This is a genomic window from Acinetobacter nosocomialis NIPH 2119, from assembly GCF_000368085.1.
Taxonomy (GTDB): Bacteria; Pseudomonadota; Gammaproteobacteria; order Pseudomonadales; family Moraxellaceae; genus Acinetobacter; species Acinetobacter nosocomialis.
On the sequence record NZ_KB849239.1, the window covers coordinates 1,920,604 to 1,941,180 of the forward strand.

A 20,577-nucleotide genomic window follows, 5' to 3' on the forward strand; every position below is an offset into this window, starting at 1 on the left:
GTTCGCTCTATTCATCCAATCTACTTTTTTGTCCGAACAAAAGTATCTAAAGCCCCTTGCTGAATAGGTGAATCTTGATTTGCGGACTTAGATAATTCTGCGGTCATTTGATCACTCAAAAAACTTTGGCCTTGCTCTTTAAACATTTCAAGAGACTGGCTTGGGTTTACCACCATTTGACCAAGACTTTTCATTTGATCGGCAGATAAATTGAGATTAAGTTGTTTAGAAACAGTATTGAGCGCGATATTGGTTACTTGATTTTTAATCTGACCTACTGCTTGCCCAGCTAAATTATCTAAAGTATTTTTACCCAAGTTTTTGAAACTATTTTTATCAGTTGAAAGAAGATTATTTTGCAACTGAGACATCGTATTTTGCCGCACTGCTCCTAGGGTATTTTTCATTAATCCTTGAACACTTTTGACTGGCTCAGCCCAAGTGTATTTACGATTAAAATCACTGCTTTGTAGCCAAGCACTGGTATTATCCTTCTCAAAAACTACTTTAGCTGGTCCAGGCGCAATCCCTGTTACTTGTGCAAAACCATTCCCATCAAGTTTGCCTGTAATTTGCTTACCTAATGAATCAATGACCTTATAGCTATTTTGCTTAAAGAAGTTATCTCCACCATAACTTCGCAGTAGCTCCAATGCTCCCTGCATAGGTTTTGCTTTAGGTAACTCAGGAGCATTGGCGTTTGCACTCGCTCCTCCCATAAACAAATGCTGCCCTGCATTAACTTGGAATTTCCCGCCAGTTTTCGGAAAGATGCCTGAACCATTTAGGGTAATTTGAGATGAACCACCCGTGATTTTGACTTCTTTCGGGCTACTAATGATGACCTTGTCATCGGTTGATGAAATAGTAATTCCAAGTTTGCTCAATACATCCAGCGCATCTGCCTGAGCTTGTATTTCTACCTTGCCTTGTGCAGCGACCGCTTTTAGTCCGCTCTGAGCAGCAAAGAGACTGAGCCTATTTTGAGCATGGGCAATGACATTCTTTTGAGTACTTATATTAATGCTGTCTCCAGCAATCTGATTGATTTGTGCATCAGCCGAGATATGAATATCTTCAGACGTACTCAAGGCTATGCCATCTGGTGAACTTAAAAGCAGCAAAGCTTTTTGAAATTTAGCGATTTGCTGCTGAATTTGTGAGGCAAAATCTTTTAACTGTTCAATCGACTCTATTTCATCGGTTTTCTGGTTTTTAGCAATGTCACTCAGTGCTTTACTGTTGGTTTGACTACCCTCAAGTTGCTTTTTGGCAACTTCGGCATCGAGGTGTTCACCTTTGGCATTATCCTGTTTATGGGTGGTTACCAATAAACCTTGCCCCGCGCGCAAAGCTCCCCATTGGTCAGTACGCAGTTCAAAACCTTCTCCGCGGTCTTCACTTTCCGCTTTATATTTAGGATGACTCAATTTCCCCAGATTTAACTGGCTTGCACCATGACTGCTTTGTAGCTGGGTACTAATTTGCCCCGGTGTATCATCAAATCTGAGTTGTCCAAAACCACCACCTGAGACTTCTTTGGAACGGATACCACTCAGCTTTTTAGTATCGGGAAGTTTACCTTTGTTATCAAACTTGGTTGGATGACGCTGTGCCTCATGCACTCGGCCCATCACAAACGGTCGGTCAATATCGCCATTAAAGAAGTTAATAACAACAATTTCACCAATACGCGGTAAAAAACGTGCACCATAGCCTTCTCCAGCCCACGGCGTTAGAACGTCAATCCAAGCTGAATCGGTGTCATTATTATTGGTTCCTGCACCCCCATCATGGCTATGGTCATCACTGCGGGTAAACAGGAAGCGGACTTTAATACGTCCCCACTCATCTACATAGATTTCTTCACCTTCAGGACCCACCACTTTCGCGCGTTGTGGATGAGTAACTGGACTATGAGTTTGTGGATTATAAGCTGGTGTAGTTGGAATATGACGACGTTGTAAAACCAGTTGATTCGCTTGGCGCTCGTCGGTATTACTCGCTTGCCAATCGCTTTGTTGAACTAAAGTCTGGATTTGCTGGTTTAAATCTTTGGGTAAATTATTTTGGTTATAGTAGTTCTTACCTACAATTAAAAACCCTTTATCTGCACCGTCATGCTGATCTATTTCAGGATGCTCATTAAGCTCAAACCAATAGCCGACTTGGGTATCTCGTACTGTGGTTTTAGCAATAAACTGCTTAGACTGAGCATCAAAATAAGCACTTAGGTTCTGATTGAACTTTTCTAGTTGTTGATTGCTTGCGGAGGTTGCCCCATCTTCGCCATTTAAATCTTGCATCCATGCCGGACTATAGTGCCATGCTTCTTCGAGGCTTAAGCTCTGGTTATCATAGTTGGAGCTATGCTGATGTTTACTTTGGACACTTCCTACCCCATCAGTTTGCTCTAATACATCTGACTGCCAGCGCTGCACAAAAACAGAGGTCGGCTGTAAACTACGGTCAGCCATTAGGCTGGTCATGCTATCGGATTGTTCAGTTGCACTGCTGCGATGGTAACGAATCGCTCTTCTTGTCAGTGCTTCATATTGGTTATTATCATCAATCAAACGTAATTTTTGTGGTTGAATATGGTCCATATTGCTAGCTACAGTAAGCTCTGCTTCGTCAATGAGCCAGCTAATGCCTTCGCTACGCCATAAACGAGTTAAAAAGTCATAGTCACTTTCATTGAGCTGCATCACAAAAGGACGCACATCGTATGTCTGTTTTAACCCACTCAAATCTAAAGTCAGACTAGATGCAAATAATGGACTTTTTGCCTGCCATTCCTGAAATAGAATCTCACTAATTTCTTTCACACTCTTGTTCATAAACACACGACTATTTCTGCGTTTATGCCAGAGATAAGTTGGATCACTTATGGCCAGCTTATATAAAGTTAAAGCACCATCACTTTGTCCTTGTGATGCTCCGGTAATAATACCCGTAGTACGGAAAAAACTTCCTCGATCTGTTATTTGGTCAACAGCAACCTGCACCCCAATAAATGTCTTGAGTGGAATGTGAGCATTGGTTGATAAACAAATCAACTCAGCTGTCATGCCGTGATTAAGATAATGTTGCCCATCTATACGTTGTAAAAAAACCTGACTATTCAGGGATGCATCTGAAAATTGAAGATACACCGAACGATGTTGTGAGAGAAAACCAACACTCTCTAAAAGCTGGGTAATATTATTAAACATCACTTTATTTATAAATTTGAGTTACAATCGACTATATTTTATAAAAAATAGACAGATTTGTCTATCTTGTTTATATTAACATCAATTTCAACCTTAGTCTGTCAAAGATTTTATATAAAAAAATATAATGCTAAAACTTAAGTAAATAGTAATAACGCTGTATGAGATAGAATTAAAATAAAACATAATAGATATCCCCAAGGCCATATACTGAGTGATTGGTCATAATTTTTCTCTATACCACGGACATAAAAAACCGCTCCACAACTTTATCTCTTTCATCCAAATTATTTGTACTTAAAAACTCAAACATTAAGCCATCTATTAAGTTTAAAACCATGTCAGCACTTGGTCTTAAATCACGAGTTTCTAGTGAAAATACCAAATCAAAAAGTTCTCTAGTCAGCCATTTTCTATACTCAATTGCCATACGGTAAGCTTGAGGATAAGTCACTTTAATTTCAAAAAAAGCTTTAAGTAATAAGTGATACAGACTGCTGTAATTGACATGGAAAACTACAATTTCTTTAAGCTTATCAGTTGGTGTGCGGTAATGGCTTGAGTAAATAATAGCGAGCACCTCTTCTTTAAGCAGGCTTTTTTGAAAGGCAATGCACATTTCAATCAGACCTTCTTTTGAGCGAAAATAGTTATATAGCGTAGCTTTTGGAACGTCGCACTCTTTGGTAATCAGGTCTACACCTGCTGTATGAAACCCGTAGGTTGTAAATAGACCAATAGCTGTTCGAATAATGTGTAATTTTTTGGAAGAGATTTCTAAATCATTTGACATAGTTTTACCGTTATAAATTCTTGTTGTTTCTAAAAGAGAAAAAAGCCTGTGCCCTTTTTGGGAGAAAAAAGGCACAACAAAGCCATAAAGACTGTGCTTGGCACATCTCAAGTTTTGTTGTTGATACAAATTTTTGAGCCGTAATGACTGAAAGCCTGAAAACCCTAAAGGCCTACAAACTATTTAAAGATGATTTAAGTGGTGTCGTTATAGCTTTTGGCATCGAGAGCCAAGAAATAATGGATGTGCAAAGCCAACTCCTTTTTATAGGGAGTTCTGCCAAGTCATTAAAATTATGGTGGCAGAACGAAAGAGGGTTGACGAACTGGTCACACGAGGCCAGCACACCCGAAGGTGTCCCTCTCCCGTCCTACCGCTACGAGAGGGAGACGAGGAGCTGCACAAAACTATCCCTCAGAAGGAATAATTCTGATACTCGTGTGATTGCGGTTCGTCAAAACCGACTGGCAATGTGGCCAGCAAGCAAAGAATAGTGTCCAAGTTTCTTACAGTCAAGCACACAAAATGACATTTGTTTTAAATTAGATCATTAAAAAAGTAAGGCTAAATAATCAACAAGTTATTGTTAATTTGAGGTTTATAAAAATAGTGAAAATCTTAATAGCATGTGTAAGTGAGGTGTTTAGGATTTAAGTGAGAGCAAGTTATATTTTTTAATTTTTAAATAATTAATTCTATTCTGATCAAACGCTAATGATTTAACCATACAAAAAAGGAGTGAATTTACTCACCCCTTTCTTATTAAATATTCGTGAATTACCAACCCCAGCACGTTCCTGTAGCCGGTTTTCCACATAACTTGTAATTTACCGCATACCAAATACTTCCACCTGTACGAGGCGTTTTATCTTTCTTAATTTCGTCACGGGTCAAATCTGCAAGATTAGAAATTGAAGTTGCCGTAACAGAACCTTTAGCGGCATTTTTCACAAGCTGTAATGCGCCCAAATCTGCGGCAGTTGAAGTACCATAAATAATATCAGTCGGTTTGGTACTTCCCATCAATAATGAATAATCAGCAACCGCTGCCTGGTAACTTGTTGCACTGCCCGATACAGTTAAGTCACTTTTTATTTCAGTAGTTGCCAATACATCTGCGGCACCATACACACTCGCATCGGTATGATAAAAACTTAAAGGATGTACCAGATTATTAGCGATTTGCTTATTAAACCAATCTTCCCATAAAAACTCAGTATAGTCCGTTGCATTAGCAACTTTGCTATAACCAATATCACGCGTGAAATAGACCAATGAACGATATGGATTATTTTGCATACCGTCAGGGTTAGTTGCAGATTTCAGGCCTAAGTTTTTAGGTAATTGTTGATATGAAATCGGTTGGTTTTTCCCATCTCTTAACCATGCTTGGCCATTGGCAAGCATTTTCGCCCAAAACTCATCCGCAGTTTTACTATCGCTATAATTCCCAACAACTTTCACCCATACTTTAAGTTGACCACCGCCATCAGGCAGCTCACGGAATTCGGTCATTGTATGATGACCATCGGTCAAATAAAGGCGCCCATCATAACCAACAACCACTGTTTTCAAATCAGCCGTTTCAGTGCCCGGCTGTTCTTGACAGTTAAATGTCTCCAATTGTTTTAAATTGGCCTTTTGTAGGTCTTGCAGACTTGTAAAATCATCACGACCTTTTGCACCAATCGCTTCACAATAATCACTAAACTTCTTACCAATGGTTTTATTTAAATAAACTAATTGATTGACTGGATCTGCTTGCCAAGTTGGGCGCTGTAAATCACCTTGCCAACGCCCTAATTTATAATAAATTTGATCATAACCAATTGCACCCTGCGTTGGGATCAAGTCAGCAATCGTAACTTGAATTACGTCATTTGTTTTTGCTGTTAGAAAACGCTGGTCACGGGTATCTGTAGGGGTTGGGGAAACTACTGTAGATTGCTGATCTTGGCTATCATTGCAGGCAGTAATAGCCATCATGCTCGCAACAAGAAATACTAAACTTAGAACTTTATAAGATTTTTTCTGCATGTCTGGAAACTACCCCAATAAATTGGATTATTTTTAATCAACAGAGTTTCATTTAGATGACTAATCGATGTCATTTTGATGAATATAGTTATAGATCAATCCATTAGAGTAAGGAAAAAATCGTCAATAATATTATAGTCCATATCAAAAATGGTCTTGTAATACGCTATTTTTAAATTATGCACTGATAAAATATCTATCTTACAAACATAGACCAATACTTCATATAGATCAGTTGCTAGACTGATACTATCTAATTTAAAAACTAGAGAATTAACATCTTCAAATATATCTAAATTATGAGCGTTATTTTCATTAAAAAGCTTTTTTAACTTTTCTATTGAAATATTTTCAATATTCAAATAACTATTATCTAATGTTTTAGCATGCATATTATATACAATACCCTCTATTTAACATTACGTAATATTTAAAGTAGATTTTTCGTTTAAAAGTTCAATTAAGTATTCAAAATCATCAGGGTTATCATAGTTATTAAAAGAATACTTTGTTTCTTCAAAATACTTCCAAGTAATGTTCAAAGGTACAGTTATACAACCAATGCCACCAGTGAGACTATCCGACAAACCACCAAAACTAGAACCAAAGTAGCCCATCAATCCATTCACTTCCTCACCTATACAGCATAAGAAATCATTAAAGGACTTAATATTCCTACCATCTATAACTATTGAACTTACTAGGTCTAGAGGCTTGTACTGTTGAACCCAATGCGAAACTTCTATCCACTTCTTTTTCTCTTCTTCGTTTAAATTACACCAATCTTGTAATCTAAGCTGATTTTTTCGATATTTCTTAATTAAATCAAATTTAAACTCATCAAAATAAGTCTCCTCTTCGCATAAATTTAATATCAATTTATTATCTTTCACTTCAAAAGATTCAATACTAGAACCTAAAACCCCGAAATATTCGTTATTTTCTTTTAAGAAGAATAAATTAATGCCATAGATATCATACTTATACTTTTTACTTTTTTTATCTTTATTTATTTTACCCTCACCAAAAAAACCATGAAAAACAACTTGAGTATCAGTGATTACACAATTTTCTGAAAGATATCCGCTCCAAATAGTTACATCATCATCAAACTCACTAAATTCACTTATTTCAATATAAAAAATATACTCTTCTGTAAGTTCAGAACTCATATAATATTTTCCTCTATCGCTGCTTTATTTTTAAATTTTGACGGGTTACTAATATGAAATTTCTAATGACGAGTATTTTTTTAACACTTCAATAAAATCATCTAAATGATAAAAATCTTCTTTCGACTCAAAATTATCTTTAGAGTACTGAAAATTTATCCATTTAACTTTTAAAGGCAAATCCCGCAGTACATCAGCAAATGCATTAAAGTTATAACCTAAGTATCCTAATACCCCATAAACCTCCTCTCCAAAATAACAATACACATCTTCTTCACACAGTAGGTATTTACCATCAACTGTTATATTTAATGATAAAGGTTCCCCTCTTTCGTTCATTCTAAAATAAGCAAAATCTAACCAGCATTTTTTTTCTAGCTTTGTAAAATTTAGCCATCTCTTTTTACCTATAGTTTCATTTGAAAGACGAATCAATAGCTCTTCTTTCTTTTTAAATTTTTCAAAATCTTCTAAGTTATTTTTCCCTATAAGATCATAATCTGGATCAAATTCAATAGAGAGTTCTTCACCGTTAAAGGTAAAATTTTTAGAAAGAAATAAGCGATTTTCTATATTATTTTCTTTTAATTCTGTAGTGAGCTTATGCCTAGATTCAATCATTATATAACAGTAGCAATAATTATCTTTTCCAAGATAATTACTAAAAATTCCCAAAGACTTTTCAAGCTGTTGTAAATCATTGAAGTTACTTGCTACAACTTTATTATTATCAACATATATTTTTTCAAAATAAATTCCATCAATAATCTCATCTTTTTCTTCTTCGTAAATGTACTTACATAAGTTTAGTTCAAACAATTTCCGGTTGTCCCAATTCTCAGATATATTGATTAAATATTTTATCATATGTATCTAATATTAAATATTTTTATAGATACATATATAAACTAAACTAGATATGTATCAACTCCTGTTTTTCTTAATTCATATTGCAACCCAGAAGCCAAAGCAACAATCGTTAATACAGCAAAAAATGGATTCGTCTTAGGTTCTTTCAATGAATGGTCGTAAAGCATGAGCTTAATCCCATCTGTATATCCTCTTTCATTGACGATAGCGAACATTGTTCCAATTTCTAATCCTTTTAGACTTGATAAATTATCTGAATATCGTTGTTGTATTGCCTTATTTGGTAAGGAAGAGAAGACCTTTAATTCAATTTCATCAAAATTATGATTAACTGTAATAACCCAAAACTTTTTATTAATTTCAAATATTATACTTTCGACTGGGTCTTCAGAATTGGACTCTCCATCTAAAACTAAATAAAGATCATCTATTTTTCGAACTTCATCAATATTTTTAATTGCATCAAAAATATCGCTTTGCACCATATTTTTACCTTATTATCAATTTCCAATTCCAAAAGTTATATATTTTAAAAAACCACTCTATGAGTAATTTAATTTCTCAGACTATGAATACTAACGCAACAACTAACTTTAAATATCTTCCCTACTTAATTTTCTAATGAAATTAATAAATATTTTATTATAAGTTAGCTTAAGAACAACATTATAAATAAAAAGCTAAGCTCCGATTACCGAAGCTTAGCTTTGAAAAATAATTCTAATTAAAAAATTATTTATTTAATGTCTGCAAATTCAGAAACAGGTTTGTTCACTTCAACTTTTGTGCCACCAAATTTTTCACTCACAAATTTTTGTACTTTAGGTAAGTGGTAAAGTTCACCAAGTTTCGTATAGATCGGGTCATTTTTGTTTGCTTCAGCTACACCCAATAAATTGACATAAAGCTTAGTAGACTGATCAATTGGCTCACGGAAGATAGAATCTTTCATTACATTGAGACCACCTTCAAGTGCCAATGTATTACCAAGCACAATTGCATCTACATCGTTTTTAACACGAACCGCTGTAGTCATTTGAATTGGTTTTAATTGTAAATTTTTAGGGTTTTCAGCAATGTCGTTCGTAGTCCCTTTTACAGGGTCAAAGTTCGGTTTAAGTTTAATCAGTTTAGCAGACTGTAATAATGTTAATGCACGAGCTTCATTGGCAGTATCATTTGGAATAGCAATGGTAGCGCCTTGTGGGAACTCATCAACAGTTTTAATTTTATTTGCATAAATACCCATTGGTTCCAAGTAAGTTGTTGCAACAGCAGCAACTTTAGCTTTATTTGAAGCATTGTATGCTGCCAAATAGTTGAATGACTGGAACGCATTTACATCTTGCTCACCATTTGCGACAGATGTATTGAGCACAACATAGTCAGTTAAGTTGGTCACTTCGAGTTTAATACCAGCTTCTTTAGTCTCAGGAAGCGTTGCAACGTATTTCCATACATCCGTATCTGAACCTGTTGAAACGAGTTTAATTGTTCGAACAGACTCAGTTTTGTCTTTGGTTGTTGCAGTATTTTCAGTTTGTGCAGGTTGTTTATTACATGCAGTCAGTGTTAGTACAGATGCGCTGAACAATACACTAAATAATTTTTTCATAGGTACATCCTAAAATAGGAAACGCCTACCCTACAAAAGAGTGAGACATTCCCAACCATTGGGTCGAAATGCAATATTTGGCCAGAAATAATTTCCAGATATAGGGTTTAGAAGCCTGAATTCAGCACTATTCATTCCTTGAACTTGCTCGCTAAACAATAGAATTATGTTTTGAAACAGCCTCTAAATATGGGATCATCATATATCAACAAGTGAATATTCTACAAATAACTTGTTCAATTCTGATATATAGTCATGCTCACAGCAACATATTGAAAACATAAACATTTTTCAAACACAACATACATATTTGATTTATATGAAATTTTTAGGATTTATTAGCAATATTTAAGCTAAATAGAGTTGTAATTTTTATTTTAGGCATAAAAAAAGCCCCTGCTTTTAACACAGGGGCTTTTAGAATTTGGCGGAAGCGGTGAGATTCGAACTCACGGAGGACTCACACCCTCGTCGGTTTTCAAGACCGGTGCATTAAACCGCTCTGCCACGCTTCCATGTGCGTAAGAATACAAAGCTTATTCATTTTATTCAAGAAAAATATCATCGCTTTGTGTTCAAGTGCATATTGTTTCATCAATTTTACAGTTGAGCGGCTAATTCTGCTCCTTCTTTGATCGCACGCTTCGCATCTAGCTCTGCTGCAAGCTTTGCACCACCAATAATATGGTAGTTCGCTATAGTCGACTCGCCTTCTTTTGGCATCAAGTCTTTTACAGACTCTTGACCTGCACACACCACAACAGTGTCTACACGTAAAAGCTGGTCTTGACCGTTATGTTCAATCCACAGCCCTTCATCGGTAACTGCTTTATATTGCACGCCGCGCAGCATACGTACGCCATGCTTTTTAAGCTGGGCGCGATGTACCCAACCCGAGGTCTTACCAAGACCAATACCGAGTGGTGTTGTTTTACGTTGCAGTAAATAAATTTCGCGTATCGCTGGTTCAACTATAGGAGGTTGCATCCCTCCTTCAGAAATGTAGTTCGGATCTGGGTCTACACCCCACTCGCGCTGCCACTCGGCTAAAGGTTGAGGCTGTGGTTGATGTGGTGGTTTAAGTAAAAATTCTGATACGTCAAAACCAATACCACCAGCTCCAATCACTGCGACTTTTTGTCCTACTTCTGCACCCTGTAAAACTTGAGCATAGGAAAGAACTTGTGGTGAATTACTTCCTTCAATTTTTAAAGCACGTGGTATTACACCCGTTGCCACAATAACTTCGTCAAAACCTTCACGCTCAAGTGGTTCACGATTTACACGAGTGTTTAAACGTACATCTACACCTGTTTTTTGAAGCTGTACTTTAAAGTAGCGAATTGTCTCGTGGAATTCCTCTTTACCTGGTACAACCTTGGCAAAGTTGAACTGACCACCTACATCTGTATTGGCTTCGAACAAGGTCACAGCATGACCACGGCTTGCAGCAACAGTGGCAGCAGACATACCTGCCACACCACCACCAACAACTGCTATACGCTTAGGCTGTTTAGTTTTTAAATAAACCAGTTCTGTTTCATGCCCTGCACGTGGGTTCACTAAACAAGACACACGTTTATTTTTAAATGCATGATCTAAACATGCTTGGTTACAGGCAATACACGTATTAATTTCATCAACACGGTTGGTCGCAGTTTTATTTACCCAAAAAGCATCGGCCAATAATGGGCGTGCCATTTGAATCATGTCTGCCTTGCCTTTTGCCAAAATTTCTTCGGCAGTTTCAGGCATATTAATACGGTTAGATGCAATTACCGGAATTGAAATATGCTGTTTTACATGAGCCGTGTAATCGACAAACGCTGCACGAGGTACAGACGTTACAATAGTTGGCACACGTGCTTCATGCCAACCAATACCCGTATTTAATAAAGTGACACCCGCCTTTTCTAAAGCTTTAGCAACAGTGACTACTTCTTGCATGGTGTTACCGTCATGCACAAGGTCGAGTAGCGATAAACGGAAACAGATAATAAATTTTTCACCAACTTTTGCACGAATTGCTTTCACAATTTCAACAGGAAAACGCATACGATTTTCAATTTCACCGCCCCAACGGTCAGTACGCTGGTTTACATGGCGACTTAAAAACTGGTTAATCAGATATCCTTCCGATCCCATAATTTCAACGCCGTCGTAGCCTGCTTTTTTGGCAATATCAGCGCACTGTGCATAGTCTTCAATGGTGGTGAGAATATTTTTTTCAGAAAGTTGACGTGGCTTAAATGGTGAAATTGGTGACTTTATAGCACTTGAAGACACTACAAACGGTTGGTAACCATATCTGCCCGCATGTAAAATTTGCATTAAGATTTTTGAGCCATGCTTATGGACAGCGTGAGTCACTAAACGGTGCTGCGGAATGTCAAATAAGCTATTCATGGTTCCGCCAGCTGGAGCCAACCAGCCTTGACGGTTTGGAGAAATACCTCCCGTCACAATCAGACCAACTCCACCTTTTGCACGCTCTTCAAAATAAGCTGCAAGTTTTGGGTAATTATAAAAACGATCTTCAAGTCCCGTATGCATGGAACCCATCACCACACGATTTTTAATAGTGGTAAAGCCTAAATGTAATGGTTTTAATAAATTGGCGTAACTTGTCATGCTGCGTCCCAATAATTTTTTGCAACTTGTTGCATAGTACTTTAATACTTTTTTGAAATGTTAGGATGACCACACATATTTTTTTACGTGTTTAAATTGTCAATTATTCGAGCTTGTGTCCCTTCATTTAATTTTTTATGGGTAATTGAAATGTTGAATCTTTTTCCCATTTAAATAGAGAGAAAAATAGCATCACAACAGCAATTACAGTTCCTATAGGGAACATATTAAGCATTAAGATAGATATCACAATTGAACCGATACGGCTGCTTGTAGTTCCAGTCTTAACACTTCTAGCGCATAAGAACTGTGTAGCGATTGCTGCAATAAGCCCTAAAAGACTACCAATAAAGTATTTGGGCGTATGCACAAATATATTGTAAATCGCATAGATAAGATCTGAAATTACAATAAACCCCGTAATACGATGCAATGTCGATAAAATTTGATTGTGATGAATCAACATATTTTGTTTTTTTCCTTTTTAGCATTTCGTCTAAATTGTCATACTTATCGTAAAACTTTATATTTTTCCAATATTAATCTATTTTTCAAATTAAAAAAAAAGAATTCCTTTCCTAACAGAAAAAAAATCGATTTGAAAAGTGATATAGTACTGAGCGAATAAATTCTCTTGGTCACCGAAGTATTAGGGTGCCTATTTCGAAATAGTTAGGACTAGCAATGACTGATAATGCAACGATCTTGCAGCATGTACCAGTAGGCAAAAAAGTTGGGATTGCCTTCTCCGGAGGCTTAGACACTTCAGCTGCTTTATTGTGGATGAAACAAAAAGGCGCTGAGCCTTATGCATACACTGCAAACTTAGGCCAGCCAGATGAAGATGACTACGATGCAATTCCAAAGAAAGCAGAACAATACGGCGCTGTAAAAGCTCGCTTAATTGACTGCCGCTTACAATTGGCACTTGAAGGTATTGCTGCAATTCAGTGTGGTGCATTCCATATCAGTACAGGTGGTGTTCCTTATTTCAATACGACTCCACTCGGTCGTGCAGTAACAGGTACTATGCTCGTTACTGCTATGAAAGAAGATGACGTAAACATCTGGGGTGACGGTTCAACTTATAAAGGTAACGATATTGAGCGTTTCTATCGTTATGGTTTATTAACTAACCCAAATCTTAAAATTTATAAGCCTTGGCTAGATCAAAACTTTATTGATGAGCTTGGTGGCCGTGCAGAAATGTCACAGTTCCTCATCGACAACGGTTTTGACTACAAAATGTCAAAAGAAAAAGCGTACTCAACTGACTCAAACATGTTGGGCGCAACTCACGAAGCAAAAGATCTTGAATACCTAAATGCAGGTATCAAAATCGTTGATCCAATTATGGGCGTTGCTTTCTGGAAAGAAGAAGTTGAAATTAAACCTGAAGAAGTAACTGTACGTTTTGAAGAAGGTGTTCCTGTTGCGTTAAATGGTCAAACTTTTAACAATCCAGTTGAGCTTATTCTTGAAGCAAACCGTATTGGTGGTCGTCATGGTTTAGGTATGTCTGACCAAATCGAAAACCGTATTATCGAAGCAAAATCTCGCGGTATTTATGAAGCACCGGGTATGGCTCTTCTTCATATTGCTTACGAGCGTTTGGTTACTGGTATTCATAACGAAGATACGATCGAACAATACCGCATTAATGGTTTACGTTTAGGTCGTTTACTTTACCAAGGTCGTTGGTTCGACTCTCAAGCGCTTATGCTTCGTGAAACTGCACAGCGTTGGGTTGCTAAAGCGATTACTGGTGAAGTGACCCTTGAACTTCGTCGTGGTAATGACTACACCATCATGAACACTGAATCTCCAAACTTAACGTATGAAGCTGAACGTTTAACAATGGAAAAAGGCGATTCAATGTTTACGCCAATGGATCGTATTGGTCAGTTGACTATGCGTAACCTCGACATTACCGATACACGTGCAAAACTTGGCATTTATACAGATGCTGGTTTGCTTTCAATCGGTCAAGGTTCTGCTATTCCTCAATTAGACAATAAGAAAAAATAATTTTCTTATAACGTCAAAAAAGCCACCTCTATAGGTGGCTTTTTTAAGTCTCATGTCAAGCTAAGCAATTTCTGCAACTTGTAGAGGCTGATAATATATTTGATTACGGCCAAGCTGCTTTGCTCTATATAAAGCCTGATCTGCTGCATGAATCAATTTATCTTGTCCCATCTTTAATCCACCTGTATATACGGTAAATCCTAAACTGATCGTGACATACTTTGACACTAACGAAGCAGCATGAGGAATGGCTTGCCGTTCAATCGCTTTATAAATATTTGCAGCCACTGCGTATGCACCCTGTGCAGGTGTTTCAGGTAAAAGTACAACGAACTCTTCACCGCCATAACGCGCAACAAAATCGACATGACGAATCGAGTTTTTAATTGCTGCCGCAATACTAGAGATGACTTTATCCCCCATCTGATGCCCATAAAAATCGTTATAGTTTTTAAAAAAATCGATATCAATAAATAAAACAGCTAACGGACGTTTCTCTTGATTTGCACGGTAATAAAAGAAGTCAAACATTTCGTCAAAGGTACGACGGTTTGAAATTTGAGTAAGCGCATCTTGCTGACTTAAATGCAGAAGTTCAGATGCTTCAATCCGTAAAATCTGCTCATTAATTTCAGCAAGTTGGTTATTTAAAAAAAGACTTCGCTCTCTTGAGATGAGCATGGTGCTAATTGAGAAACCTAAAATACAAGTGCCGAACAAGGCCCGACCGAGGGCAATATAATCACAATTTACATTCAATAAATTAAGAAAAACAAAAACCAATATTGCTGCTGATAAACCAACGTACAGCATATGTAATGGTTTGATGCCACTTAGAATAAAACCAAGCATATATAAAAATGAAAGAAGCAACATCGACTGATTTTTAAGTGCCATATTTTCGACACTGAGCAACAACATGGCACTTGTAATAATTGAGAAGAAAACAATGCCACAAGCAGCAAAATAAAAGTGATTAGAGAGTTTTTTAAATTTGGCAAAAATCCAAAATAATAAGAGTGCAAGTGCAATATTCATTGCACTCAACAAACAATGAATAAAGTCTAAAGTAATATATGGTTCACCAATTACTAAGTAGTCAGTTGGAAGGGCCAGTAAAATAAAAATTAAATAAGTGAGCACTCCACTTGCTAAAAACTTAGAGATGTTTTGCCGTGTACGATCAAGGTTTAAACACCAGAATTTTTTTTCTAGCTGCTTTGGTAAAGGCATATTGGCGTAACGATGGGTATGTAGAGTGACCAAATACTCGATTTCTTCTTTCGATTTGAGTAATTGATGGACATTTCCCCTATTCGCCACTAGTCGATTCCTACATATTTCGCGTTAACAAAATATAACATTATTTTTTAAAGCTCCCTGCGCTTTATTTTGCCATTTGTCCGTAATTCTCGTTACCATTTTCACACTTTATCGATTATCATTTGTTTTATTTCGAAGTTTGAACTGCCTTGAACTCTATTACCCTGCTCCAGCCAGATGATTGGCATGCACATTTACGTGATGGTTTAGCATTAAAACGTACTGTTCCAGATTTGGCTAAACAATTCGCCCGCGCGATCTGTATGCCTAACCTTGTACCGCCTGTAAAAACAGTAGAAGAAGCTTTAGCTTATCGCGAGCGCATTCTTGCTCATGTTCCGGAAGGCAATAATTTTGACCCTCGTATGGTGCTTTATTTTACTGACCACACTTCACCAGATGAAGTTCGTAAAATTAAAGAATCAGAACATGTCAATGCGATTAAGCTTTATCCTGCTGGTGCAACCACCAACTCTGACAATGGTGTGAGTGATATTCGCAAAGTTTATGCAGTTATTGAGCAATTAGAAGAGCACCAAGTTCCGTTATTACTTCATGGTGAAGTGACTCACAATCATGTAGATATTTTTGATCGTGAAAAACGCTTCCTAGATGAGGTATTATCACCTTTATTGAAACAGTTCCCTAAACTTAAGGTTGTGCTTGAGCACATCACGACTAGTGATGCAGCACACTTTGTTTTAGAACAAGACCGTAATGTGGCGGCAACAATCACTCCACAACATTTATTATTTAACCGTAATGATATGTTGGTCGGTGGTATTAAACCGCATTTCTACTGTTTACCAATTTTAAAACGTCAAACGCATCAAACAACTTTACTTGAAGTTGCAACAAGCGGTAATCCTAAGTTTTTCTTAGGTACAGACAGCGCACCTCATGCACAAAATGCAAAAGAGAATGCTTGTGGCTGTGCAGGCTGTTATAGTGCACCAAACGCAATTGAGCTTTATGCACAAGCGTTTGATCAAGTCGGTAAATTAGAGCGCCTAGAAGGTTTTGCTAGCCATTTTGGTGCAGACTTCTACGGTCTACCACGTAATACTTCTACCATTACTTTGGTTAAAGAAGATAATCTCGTTCCCGAATCTTTTGATTATTTAGATAATCAAAAAATCATCCCGCTGCATGCCGGGAAAACGCTGCAATGGAGAAAAGTGTGACACAAGAAAATTCTGTCCCGGTCATTGGCCAACGTTTTCGTGGCTTCTTACCTGTTGTTGTCGATGTTGAAACGGCAGGTTTTAATGCCCAGACAGATGCATTGCTAGAAATCGCGTGCATTCCAATTGTGTATGATGCTCAGGGACAATTTGTCCCTGGTCCTGCATTTCATGCACATATTAACCCTTTTGAAGGGGCTAACCTCGACCGCCGTTCGCTCGACTTTATTGGTATTGATCCATTCAACCCAATGCGTATTGCAATGGCTGAAGATGAGCGAACCGCTTTACGTCGTATTTTTAAATCGGTCAATGAAGTTCGTAAACAGCAACATTGTACTCATGCAGTACTCGTAGGCCATAACGCGCATTTTGACCTTGGCTTTTTACAAGCAGCGATTGCTCGCTCAGGTACAAAAAACCAAAACCCGTTCCATAGTTTTTCAGTCATGGATACAGTTACTTTAAGTGCAGTAATGTTTGGACAAACAGTGCTTGCAAAAGCATGTATTCAAGCTGGAATTGAGTTCGATGGTAAAGAAGCACACTCTGCTTTATACGATACTCAGAAGACTGCTGAACTGTTTTGCTATATTTTGAACAAACTGTCACCTTACCTCCTTGACAGTTTGGTGGCGGCTTCTTAAGATACCGCCATCCTCAACGTCCCTATCGTCTAGAGGCCTAGGACATCGCCCTTTCACGGCGGTAACCGGGGTTCGAATCCCCGTAGGGACGCCATATTCTTTCTATAAAGAATCATCGCTTCAAATTATTTTATCTCACTTCACATTTTATCCATGAGATAAATTTTTATTTTCAAAATTAAGACTTCAACTTTACTTCATCAATATGTTGAGTGGGTTGTATACTTGGATCATCTTTCTCAATAATTATTGCATCAGCAACTAACTTTGTTTTTGTTAAATCTGGTTCTATTAAAACTTGAGCTAATGAACTTAACGTAATATTAAAATCACGATGTATTTGTACTAGTTCTGGTGTTCGTTTATAACGTATGACTTTAAAACCTGCTTCGTGAATTAAAGCATCTCGCTCCGCATCAAACTTTTCCTTCCCCTTATGGCTAGAATCATCTAACTCAACAATAGCAACTATATTAAATGCTTTATCCAACACAACAAAATCAGCAACTTTTCGATTAAATAAATTACGCGTCGCGTATCCTTGCGCTGTCATAAAAGCGCTGAAAGCAACTTGCGCTAAAATAATATGTTCAGGCAAAGCTTCCTTTAATTTCATAAAAGTGGGTTGTTCATTCATAGTAATGATAGGTTTTCCCTTGATTGGGGTACGTTTTGCATTTCTATTTTTGCTTTCCCCTTTCTTTAAAACACTTAAAATCGCTAATATCATTATGGCTATTAAAAATATGCCAATCATCGCAAACATCGAATTTCCCCTAAATAAATATAAAAACTATTTTGATTTTCAGAAATACTATTAAAAACGGCTAGTTATGCCATCTGCTGTGAAACGATTTTATTCCTTCAGTCGGCTAATATGATAACCCAAAACGTAATTGTACATATCAGAGCCAACGGTGTAACACATGTTACTCACTTGGACGATCAAGATCTCATCGGTTTTAAGGCCCATAACTTTACCAGCAGTAATTTCTATGTTTCAGCCCAAAACATTATAAATTTATGATTTATAAATATTTTATTATACTTAAGCTATGTTCTATCCTATACTAAAAATAGATCAAAACTATAATTTGAACATGACATGCAAATTCGATTATTTCATTTACAAAATTCACGCTCTCAACGCATTATTTGGTTTTTAGAAGAATTAGGGCTCAACTATGATCTCATCACTAAATATCATTCGGACGAAGACAAAAATAATAACTCACCGCATCAACTATCAAAATTTCCAACTCTCGAAATTATTGAACAAGAGCAAACTTCAATTTTGGCTGAAACCTCAGCAATTCTAGATTATTTCTCTCATTTACATCCACAACTGAGCCAGAACAATTTACTAAGCCAACAACTTCAAAACTTTTATTATTGGAAGAATTATTGTGAGGCGACATTCATTCCAGATCTGGTACTCAAGCAAATCTTTCACCAAATTGCAGAACGCACGCCTTTTCTGGTCCGTTTCGTTCCTAAGCTTTTAAAATATGGATTTGATCAAGGCTATCTCAATCAATCATTACAAAGACACATGAGCATGATTGATAAACATTTAGAACTTCACTTATGGTTTGCTGGAGATCAGTTTACTACTGCTGATATTTTGATGTGGTTTCCATTATTGGCTTGCTCACCAAATTACAGCCAGTTTAAACATATACGGCGTTATCTGACCCAGATAGAAAACAGACCTGCCTTTAAAAATGCTCTAATTAAAGGTCAATGGTCTGCTTCTACTTTTCAAACTTACTGGGCTATTGCTTGGTGATTTATTTATGCAGACTTACGTGAATTCACGCGCCCCTGAACAACGGCCTTAATATTGCCCTTCGCGTAATTTAAAAACACAATTAAAGGCGATAGTTTTGGATTTGGTTTTTTACCCTGCCCAATTGCTTTAAATTGTGCTGCGTACCAAATGATTTCCATAATCGCCATCTTATCGACAAAAGGTAAACCTGTTTTAATTGGTTTTACGGCATAGCGAACGTCTTGGCCTGCGATTAAACGGTCAGTTAAATCCGTTTCGACTGCAAGTGGACGAGCAATGCCAATAAAGTCACATGCCCCACTTGCTAGAGCAGCATTCATGCCTTCTACAGTACGAAAGCCACCTGTCACCATAAGTTTACATTTTACATACTGACGAATTTTTTCAGCAAAGTCTAAGAAGTATGCTTCCCGTGCGATGGTACTTGCCTTACGTTTATCAGCTTTGACGCCAGCCATTGCTGGTGCTTCGTAAGTTCCACCTGAAATTTCAATTAAGTCAATCCCAGCTTCATCAACTGCTTTAAATACCGAAATTACATCTTCTTCGCTAATACCACCGCGCTGGAAGTCGGCAGAGTTGAGCTTAACTGAAATAATAAAATTCTCTGAAGTTGCTTCACGTACCGCTTTATAAACTTCTAGTAAAAAGCGAGTACGGTTTTCAACTGAGCCACCCCATTGGTCTGTACGCTTATTGGTTAATGGTGATAAAAACTGGCTAATTAAATATCCATGTGCACCATGTAACTGCACCCCTTCAAAACCTGCTTTCTCACAAATGCGGGCAGCTGTTGCAAAGCGTTTAATAATATCTAGAATTTCTTCATGTGTAAGCGCACGTGGCGTACCAAACATAGTCGCTAAAGCTGGGCTAAAAGGAACTGCCGAAGGTGCAACTGTTTCTTTATTTAAGCCTTTAGGGCACTGACGGCCTGGATGAGACAATTGAATGAGCTGTACCATTCCATATTGTTTACCAACCGCTGCCCATTCTTTTAAACGCTCTAGGTCACGCTCGGTTTCAATCACCACCACGCCTGGTTCGTTTTTGGCCTCTATATTGACCATAACATTTCCAGTAATCGCACAGCCCAAACCACCTTTGGCCCATGCACCATACAAACCTAAATGTAAGTCATTTGGCTGCCCCTCATAGTTTGCGAGTGCCTCACTCATTGCACCTTTAATAATTCGGTTTTTAAATGTGGTATTTCGAATTGTGATTGGTTGTGCAATCTGGCTCATGGTTAACCTCTTTTAATATTTTA

Annotated in this window: 18 protein-coding genes and 2 tRNA genes; 6 read left to right on the top strand and 14 right to left on the bottom strand. The window is 37.3% G+C overall.

Going from position 1 to position 20,577, the window contains the following annotated elements; translation table 11 throughout:
- Positions 1-20: 20 nt before the first annotated feature.
- Positions 21-3,215, bottom strand: a complete 3,195-nt coding sequence (locus F984_RS12985; protein ID WP_004709945.1) for a type VI secretion system Vgr family protein — start codon at positions 3,213-3,215, stop codon at positions 21-23.
- A 235-nt stretch (positions 3,216-3,450) separates the two neighbouring features.
- Entirely contained in the window at positions 3,451-4,008 is a 558-nt protein-coding gene (locus F984_RS12990; RefSeq protein WP_004709947.1) for a TetR/AcrR family transcriptional regulator, read from the bottom strand.
- Positions 4,009-4,151: 143 nt separating this feature from the next.
- Between F984_RS12990 and F984_RS12995 the strand changes: the two genes are divergently transcribed.
- Positions 4,152-4,502 carry a hypothetical protein gene (locus F984_RS12995; RefSeq protein ID WP_043968919.1) on the top strand — a complete coding sequence of 117 codons (351 nt, stop codon included), beginning with the start codon at positions 4,152-4,154 and terminating at the stop codon, positions 4,500-4,502.
- A 283-nt stretch (positions 4,503-4,785) separates the two neighbouring features.
- Here F984_RS12995 and F984_RS13000 read toward each other — a convergent pair whose 3' ends face one another.
- From F984_RS13000 to F984_RS13040, 9 genes are all read right to left on the bottom strand, one after another.
- The gene (locus F984_RS13000; RefSeq protein WP_004709949.1) at positions 4,786-6,045 is read right to left on the bottom strand and encodes a ParB/Srx family N-terminal domain-containing protein; all 1,260 of its coding nucleotides are present in this window, start codon (positions 6,043-6,045) and stop codon (positions 4,786-4,788) included.
- 95 nt (positions 6,046-6,140) lie between these two features.
- A complete protein-coding gene (locus F984_RS13005; protein WP_004709951.1) occupies positions 6,141-6,437 on the bottom strand; it encodes a hypothetical protein in 297 nt (98 codons plus the stop codon).
- A gap of 27 nt (positions 6,438-6,464) precedes the next feature.
- Entirely contained in the window at positions 6,465-7,217 is a 753-nt protein-coding gene (locus F984_RS13010) for a barstar family protein (RefSeq protein ID WP_004709953.1), read from the bottom strand.
- Between the two features lie 48 nt (positions 7,218-7,265).
- Complete coding sequence (locus F984_RS13015) at positions 7,266-8,084, bottom strand: barstar family protein (RefSeq protein ID WP_004709955.1); 819 nt, start codon at positions 8,082-8,084, stop codon at positions 7,266-7,268.
- A gap of 41 nt (positions 8,085-8,125) precedes the next feature.
- Positions 8,126-8,572: a DUF6334 family protein gene (locus tag F984_RS13020; protein ID WP_004709957.1), complete on the bottom strand. Its 447-nt coding sequence runs from the start codon at positions 8,570-8,572 to the stop codon at positions 8,126-8,128.
- A gap of 251 nt (positions 8,573-8,823) precedes the next feature.
- On the bottom strand, positions 8,824-9,702 hold the full coding sequence (locus tag F984_RS13025) for a MetQ/NlpA family ABC transporter substrate-binding protein (RefSeq protein ID WP_004709960.1): 879 nt from the start codon (positions 9,700-9,702) through the stop codon (positions 8,824-8,826).
- 425 nt (positions 9,703-10,127) lie between these two features.
- Positions 10,128-10,217 (bottom strand) — tRNA-Ser (locus F984_RS13030).
- 85 nt (positions 10,218-10,302) lie between these two features.
- Positions 10,303-12,333, bottom strand: coding sequence for an NADPH-dependent 2,4-dienoyl-CoA reductase (locus F984_RS13035; RefSeq protein WP_004709963.1), 2,031 nt, complete (start codon positions 12,331-12,333; stop codon positions 10,303-10,305).
- Between the two features lie 127 nt (positions 12,334-12,460).
- Positions 12,461-12,799, bottom strand: a complete 339-nt coding sequence (locus F984_RS13040) for a hypothetical protein (protein ID WP_002049557.1) — start codon at positions 12,797-12,799, stop codon at positions 12,461-12,463.
- 218 nt (positions 12,800-13,017) lie between these two features.
- Between F984_RS13040 and argG the strand changes: the two genes are divergently transcribed.
- The gene (argG, locus tag F984_RS13045; RefSeq protein ID WP_002049558.1) at positions 13,018-14,361 is read left to right on the top strand and encodes an argininosuccinate synthase; all 1,344 of its coding nucleotides are present in this window, start codon (positions 13,018-13,020) and stop codon (positions 14,359-14,361) included.
- Between the two features lie 60 nt (positions 14,362-14,421).
- Here argG and F984_RS13050 read toward each other — a convergent pair whose 3' ends face one another.
- The gene (locus F984_RS13050) at positions 14,422-15,684 is read right to left on the bottom strand and encodes a GGDEF domain-containing protein (protein ID WP_002049535.1); all 1,263 of its coding nucleotides are present in this window, start codon (positions 15,682-15,684) and stop codon (positions 14,422-14,424) included.
- A 149-nt stretch (positions 15,685-15,833) separates the two neighbouring features.
- Between F984_RS13050 and pyrC the strand changes: the two genes are divergently transcribed.
- From pyrC to F984_RS13065, 3 genes are all read left to right on the top strand, one after another.
- The gene (pyrC, locus tag F984_RS13055) at positions 15,834-16,868 is read left to right on the top strand and encodes a dihydroorotase (RefSeq protein WP_001084867.1); all 1,035 of its coding nucleotides are present in this window, start codon (positions 15,834-15,836) and stop codon (positions 16,866-16,868) included.
- Positions 16,853-17,515, top strand: a complete 663-nt coding sequence (rnt, locus tag F984_RS13060; protein ID WP_001982681.1) for a ribonuclease T — start codon at positions 16,853-16,855, stop codon at positions 17,513-17,515. The genes pyrC and rnt overlap by 16 nt, the downstream gene beginning before the upstream one ends.
- Before the next feature lie 18 nt (positions 17,516-17,533).
- A tRNA-Glu gene (locus tag F984_RS13065) sits at positions 17,534-17,609 on the top strand.
- A gap of 84 nt (positions 17,610-17,693) precedes the next feature.
- Here F984_RS13065 and F984_RS13070 read toward each other — a convergent pair.
- Positions 17,694-18,281, bottom strand: a complete 588-nt coding sequence (locus F984_RS13070) for a DUF2726 domain-containing protein (protein ID WP_004709966.1) — start codon at positions 18,279-18,281, stop codon at positions 17,694-17,696.
- Positions 18,282-18,620: 339 nt separating this feature from the next.
- Here F984_RS13070 and F984_RS13075 point away from each other — a divergent pair, with 339 nt between their 5' ends.
- Entirely contained in the window at positions 18,621-19,304 is a 684-nt protein-coding gene (locus F984_RS13075; RefSeq protein ID WP_004709967.1) for a glutathione binding-like protein, read from the top strand.
- Positions 19,305-19,309: 5 nt separating this feature from the next.
- Here F984_RS13075 and F984_RS13080 read toward each other — a convergent pair whose 3' ends face one another.
- Positions 19,310-20,554 carry an NADH:flavin oxidoreductase/NADH oxidase family protein gene (locus tag F984_RS13080; protein WP_004709970.1) on the bottom strand — a complete coding sequence of 415 codons (1,245 nt, stop codon included), beginning with the start codon at positions 20,552-20,554 and terminating at the stop codon, positions 19,310-19,312.
- Positions 20,555-20,577: the final 23 nt, after the last annotated feature.

Excerpts from the sequence above, each read along its gene's own strand:
- F984_RS12985 (WP_004709945.1), bottom strand. The coding sequence starts at position 3,215 with ATGTTTAATAATATTACCCAGCTTTTAGAGAGTGTTGGTTTTCTCTCA.
- F984_RS12990 (WP_004709947.1), bottom strand. The coding sequence starts at position 4,008 with ATGTCAAATGATTTAGAAATCTCTTCCAAAAAATTACACATTATTCGA.
- F984_RS12995 (WP_043968919.1), top strand. The coding sequence starts at position 4,152 with ATGACTGAAAGCCTGAAAACCCTAAAGGCCTACAAACTATTTAAAGAT.
- F984_RS13000 (WP_004709949.1), bottom strand. The coding sequence starts at position 6,045 with ATGCAGAAAAAATCTTATAAAGTTCTAAGTTTAGTATTTCTTGTTGCG.
- F984_RS13005 (WP_004709951.1), bottom strand. The coding sequence starts at position 6,437 with ATGCATGCTAAAACATTAGATAATAGTTATTTGAATATTGAAAATATT.
- F984_RS13010 (WP_004709953.1), bottom strand. The coding sequence starts at position 7,217 with ATGAGTTCTGAACTTACAGAAGAGTATATTTTTTATATTGAAATAAGT.
- F984_RS13015 (WP_004709955.1), bottom strand. The coding sequence starts at position 8,084 with ATGATAAAATATTTAATCAATATATCTGAGAATTGGGACAACCGGAAA.
- F984_RS13020 (WP_004709957.1), bottom strand. The coding sequence starts at position 8,572 with ATGGTGCAAAGCGATATTTTTGATGCAATTAAAAATATTGATGAAGTT.
- F984_RS13025 (WP_004709960.1), bottom strand. The coding sequence starts at position 9,702 with ATGAAAAAATTATTTAGTGTATTGTTCAGCGCATCTGTACTAACACTG.
- F984_RS13035 (WP_004709963.1), bottom strand. The coding sequence starts at position 12,333 with ATGACAAGTTACGCCAATTTATTAAAACCATTACATTTAGGCTTTACC.
- F984_RS13040 (WP_002049557.1), bottom strand. The coding sequence starts at position 12,799 with ATGTTGATTCATCACAATCAAATTTTATCGACATTGCATCGTATTACG.
- argG (WP_002049558.1), top strand. The coding sequence starts at position 13,018 with ATGACTGATAATGCAACGATCTTGCAGCATGTACCAGTAGGCAAAAAA.
- rnt (WP_001982681.1), top strand. The coding sequence starts at position 16,853 with ATGGAGAAAAGTGTGACACAAGAAAATTCTGTCCCGGTCATTGGCCAA.
- F984_RS13070 (WP_004709966.1), bottom strand. The coding sequence starts at position 18,281 with ATGTTTGCGATGATTGGCATATTTTTAATAGCCATAATGATATTAGCG.
- F984_RS13075 (WP_004709967.1), top strand. The coding sequence starts at position 18,621 with ATGCAAATTCGATTATTTCATTTACAAAATTCACGCTCTCAACGCATT.
- F984_RS13080 (WP_004709970.1), bottom strand. The coding sequence starts at position 20,554 with ATGAGCCAGATTGCACAACCAATCACAATTCGAAATACCACATTTAAA.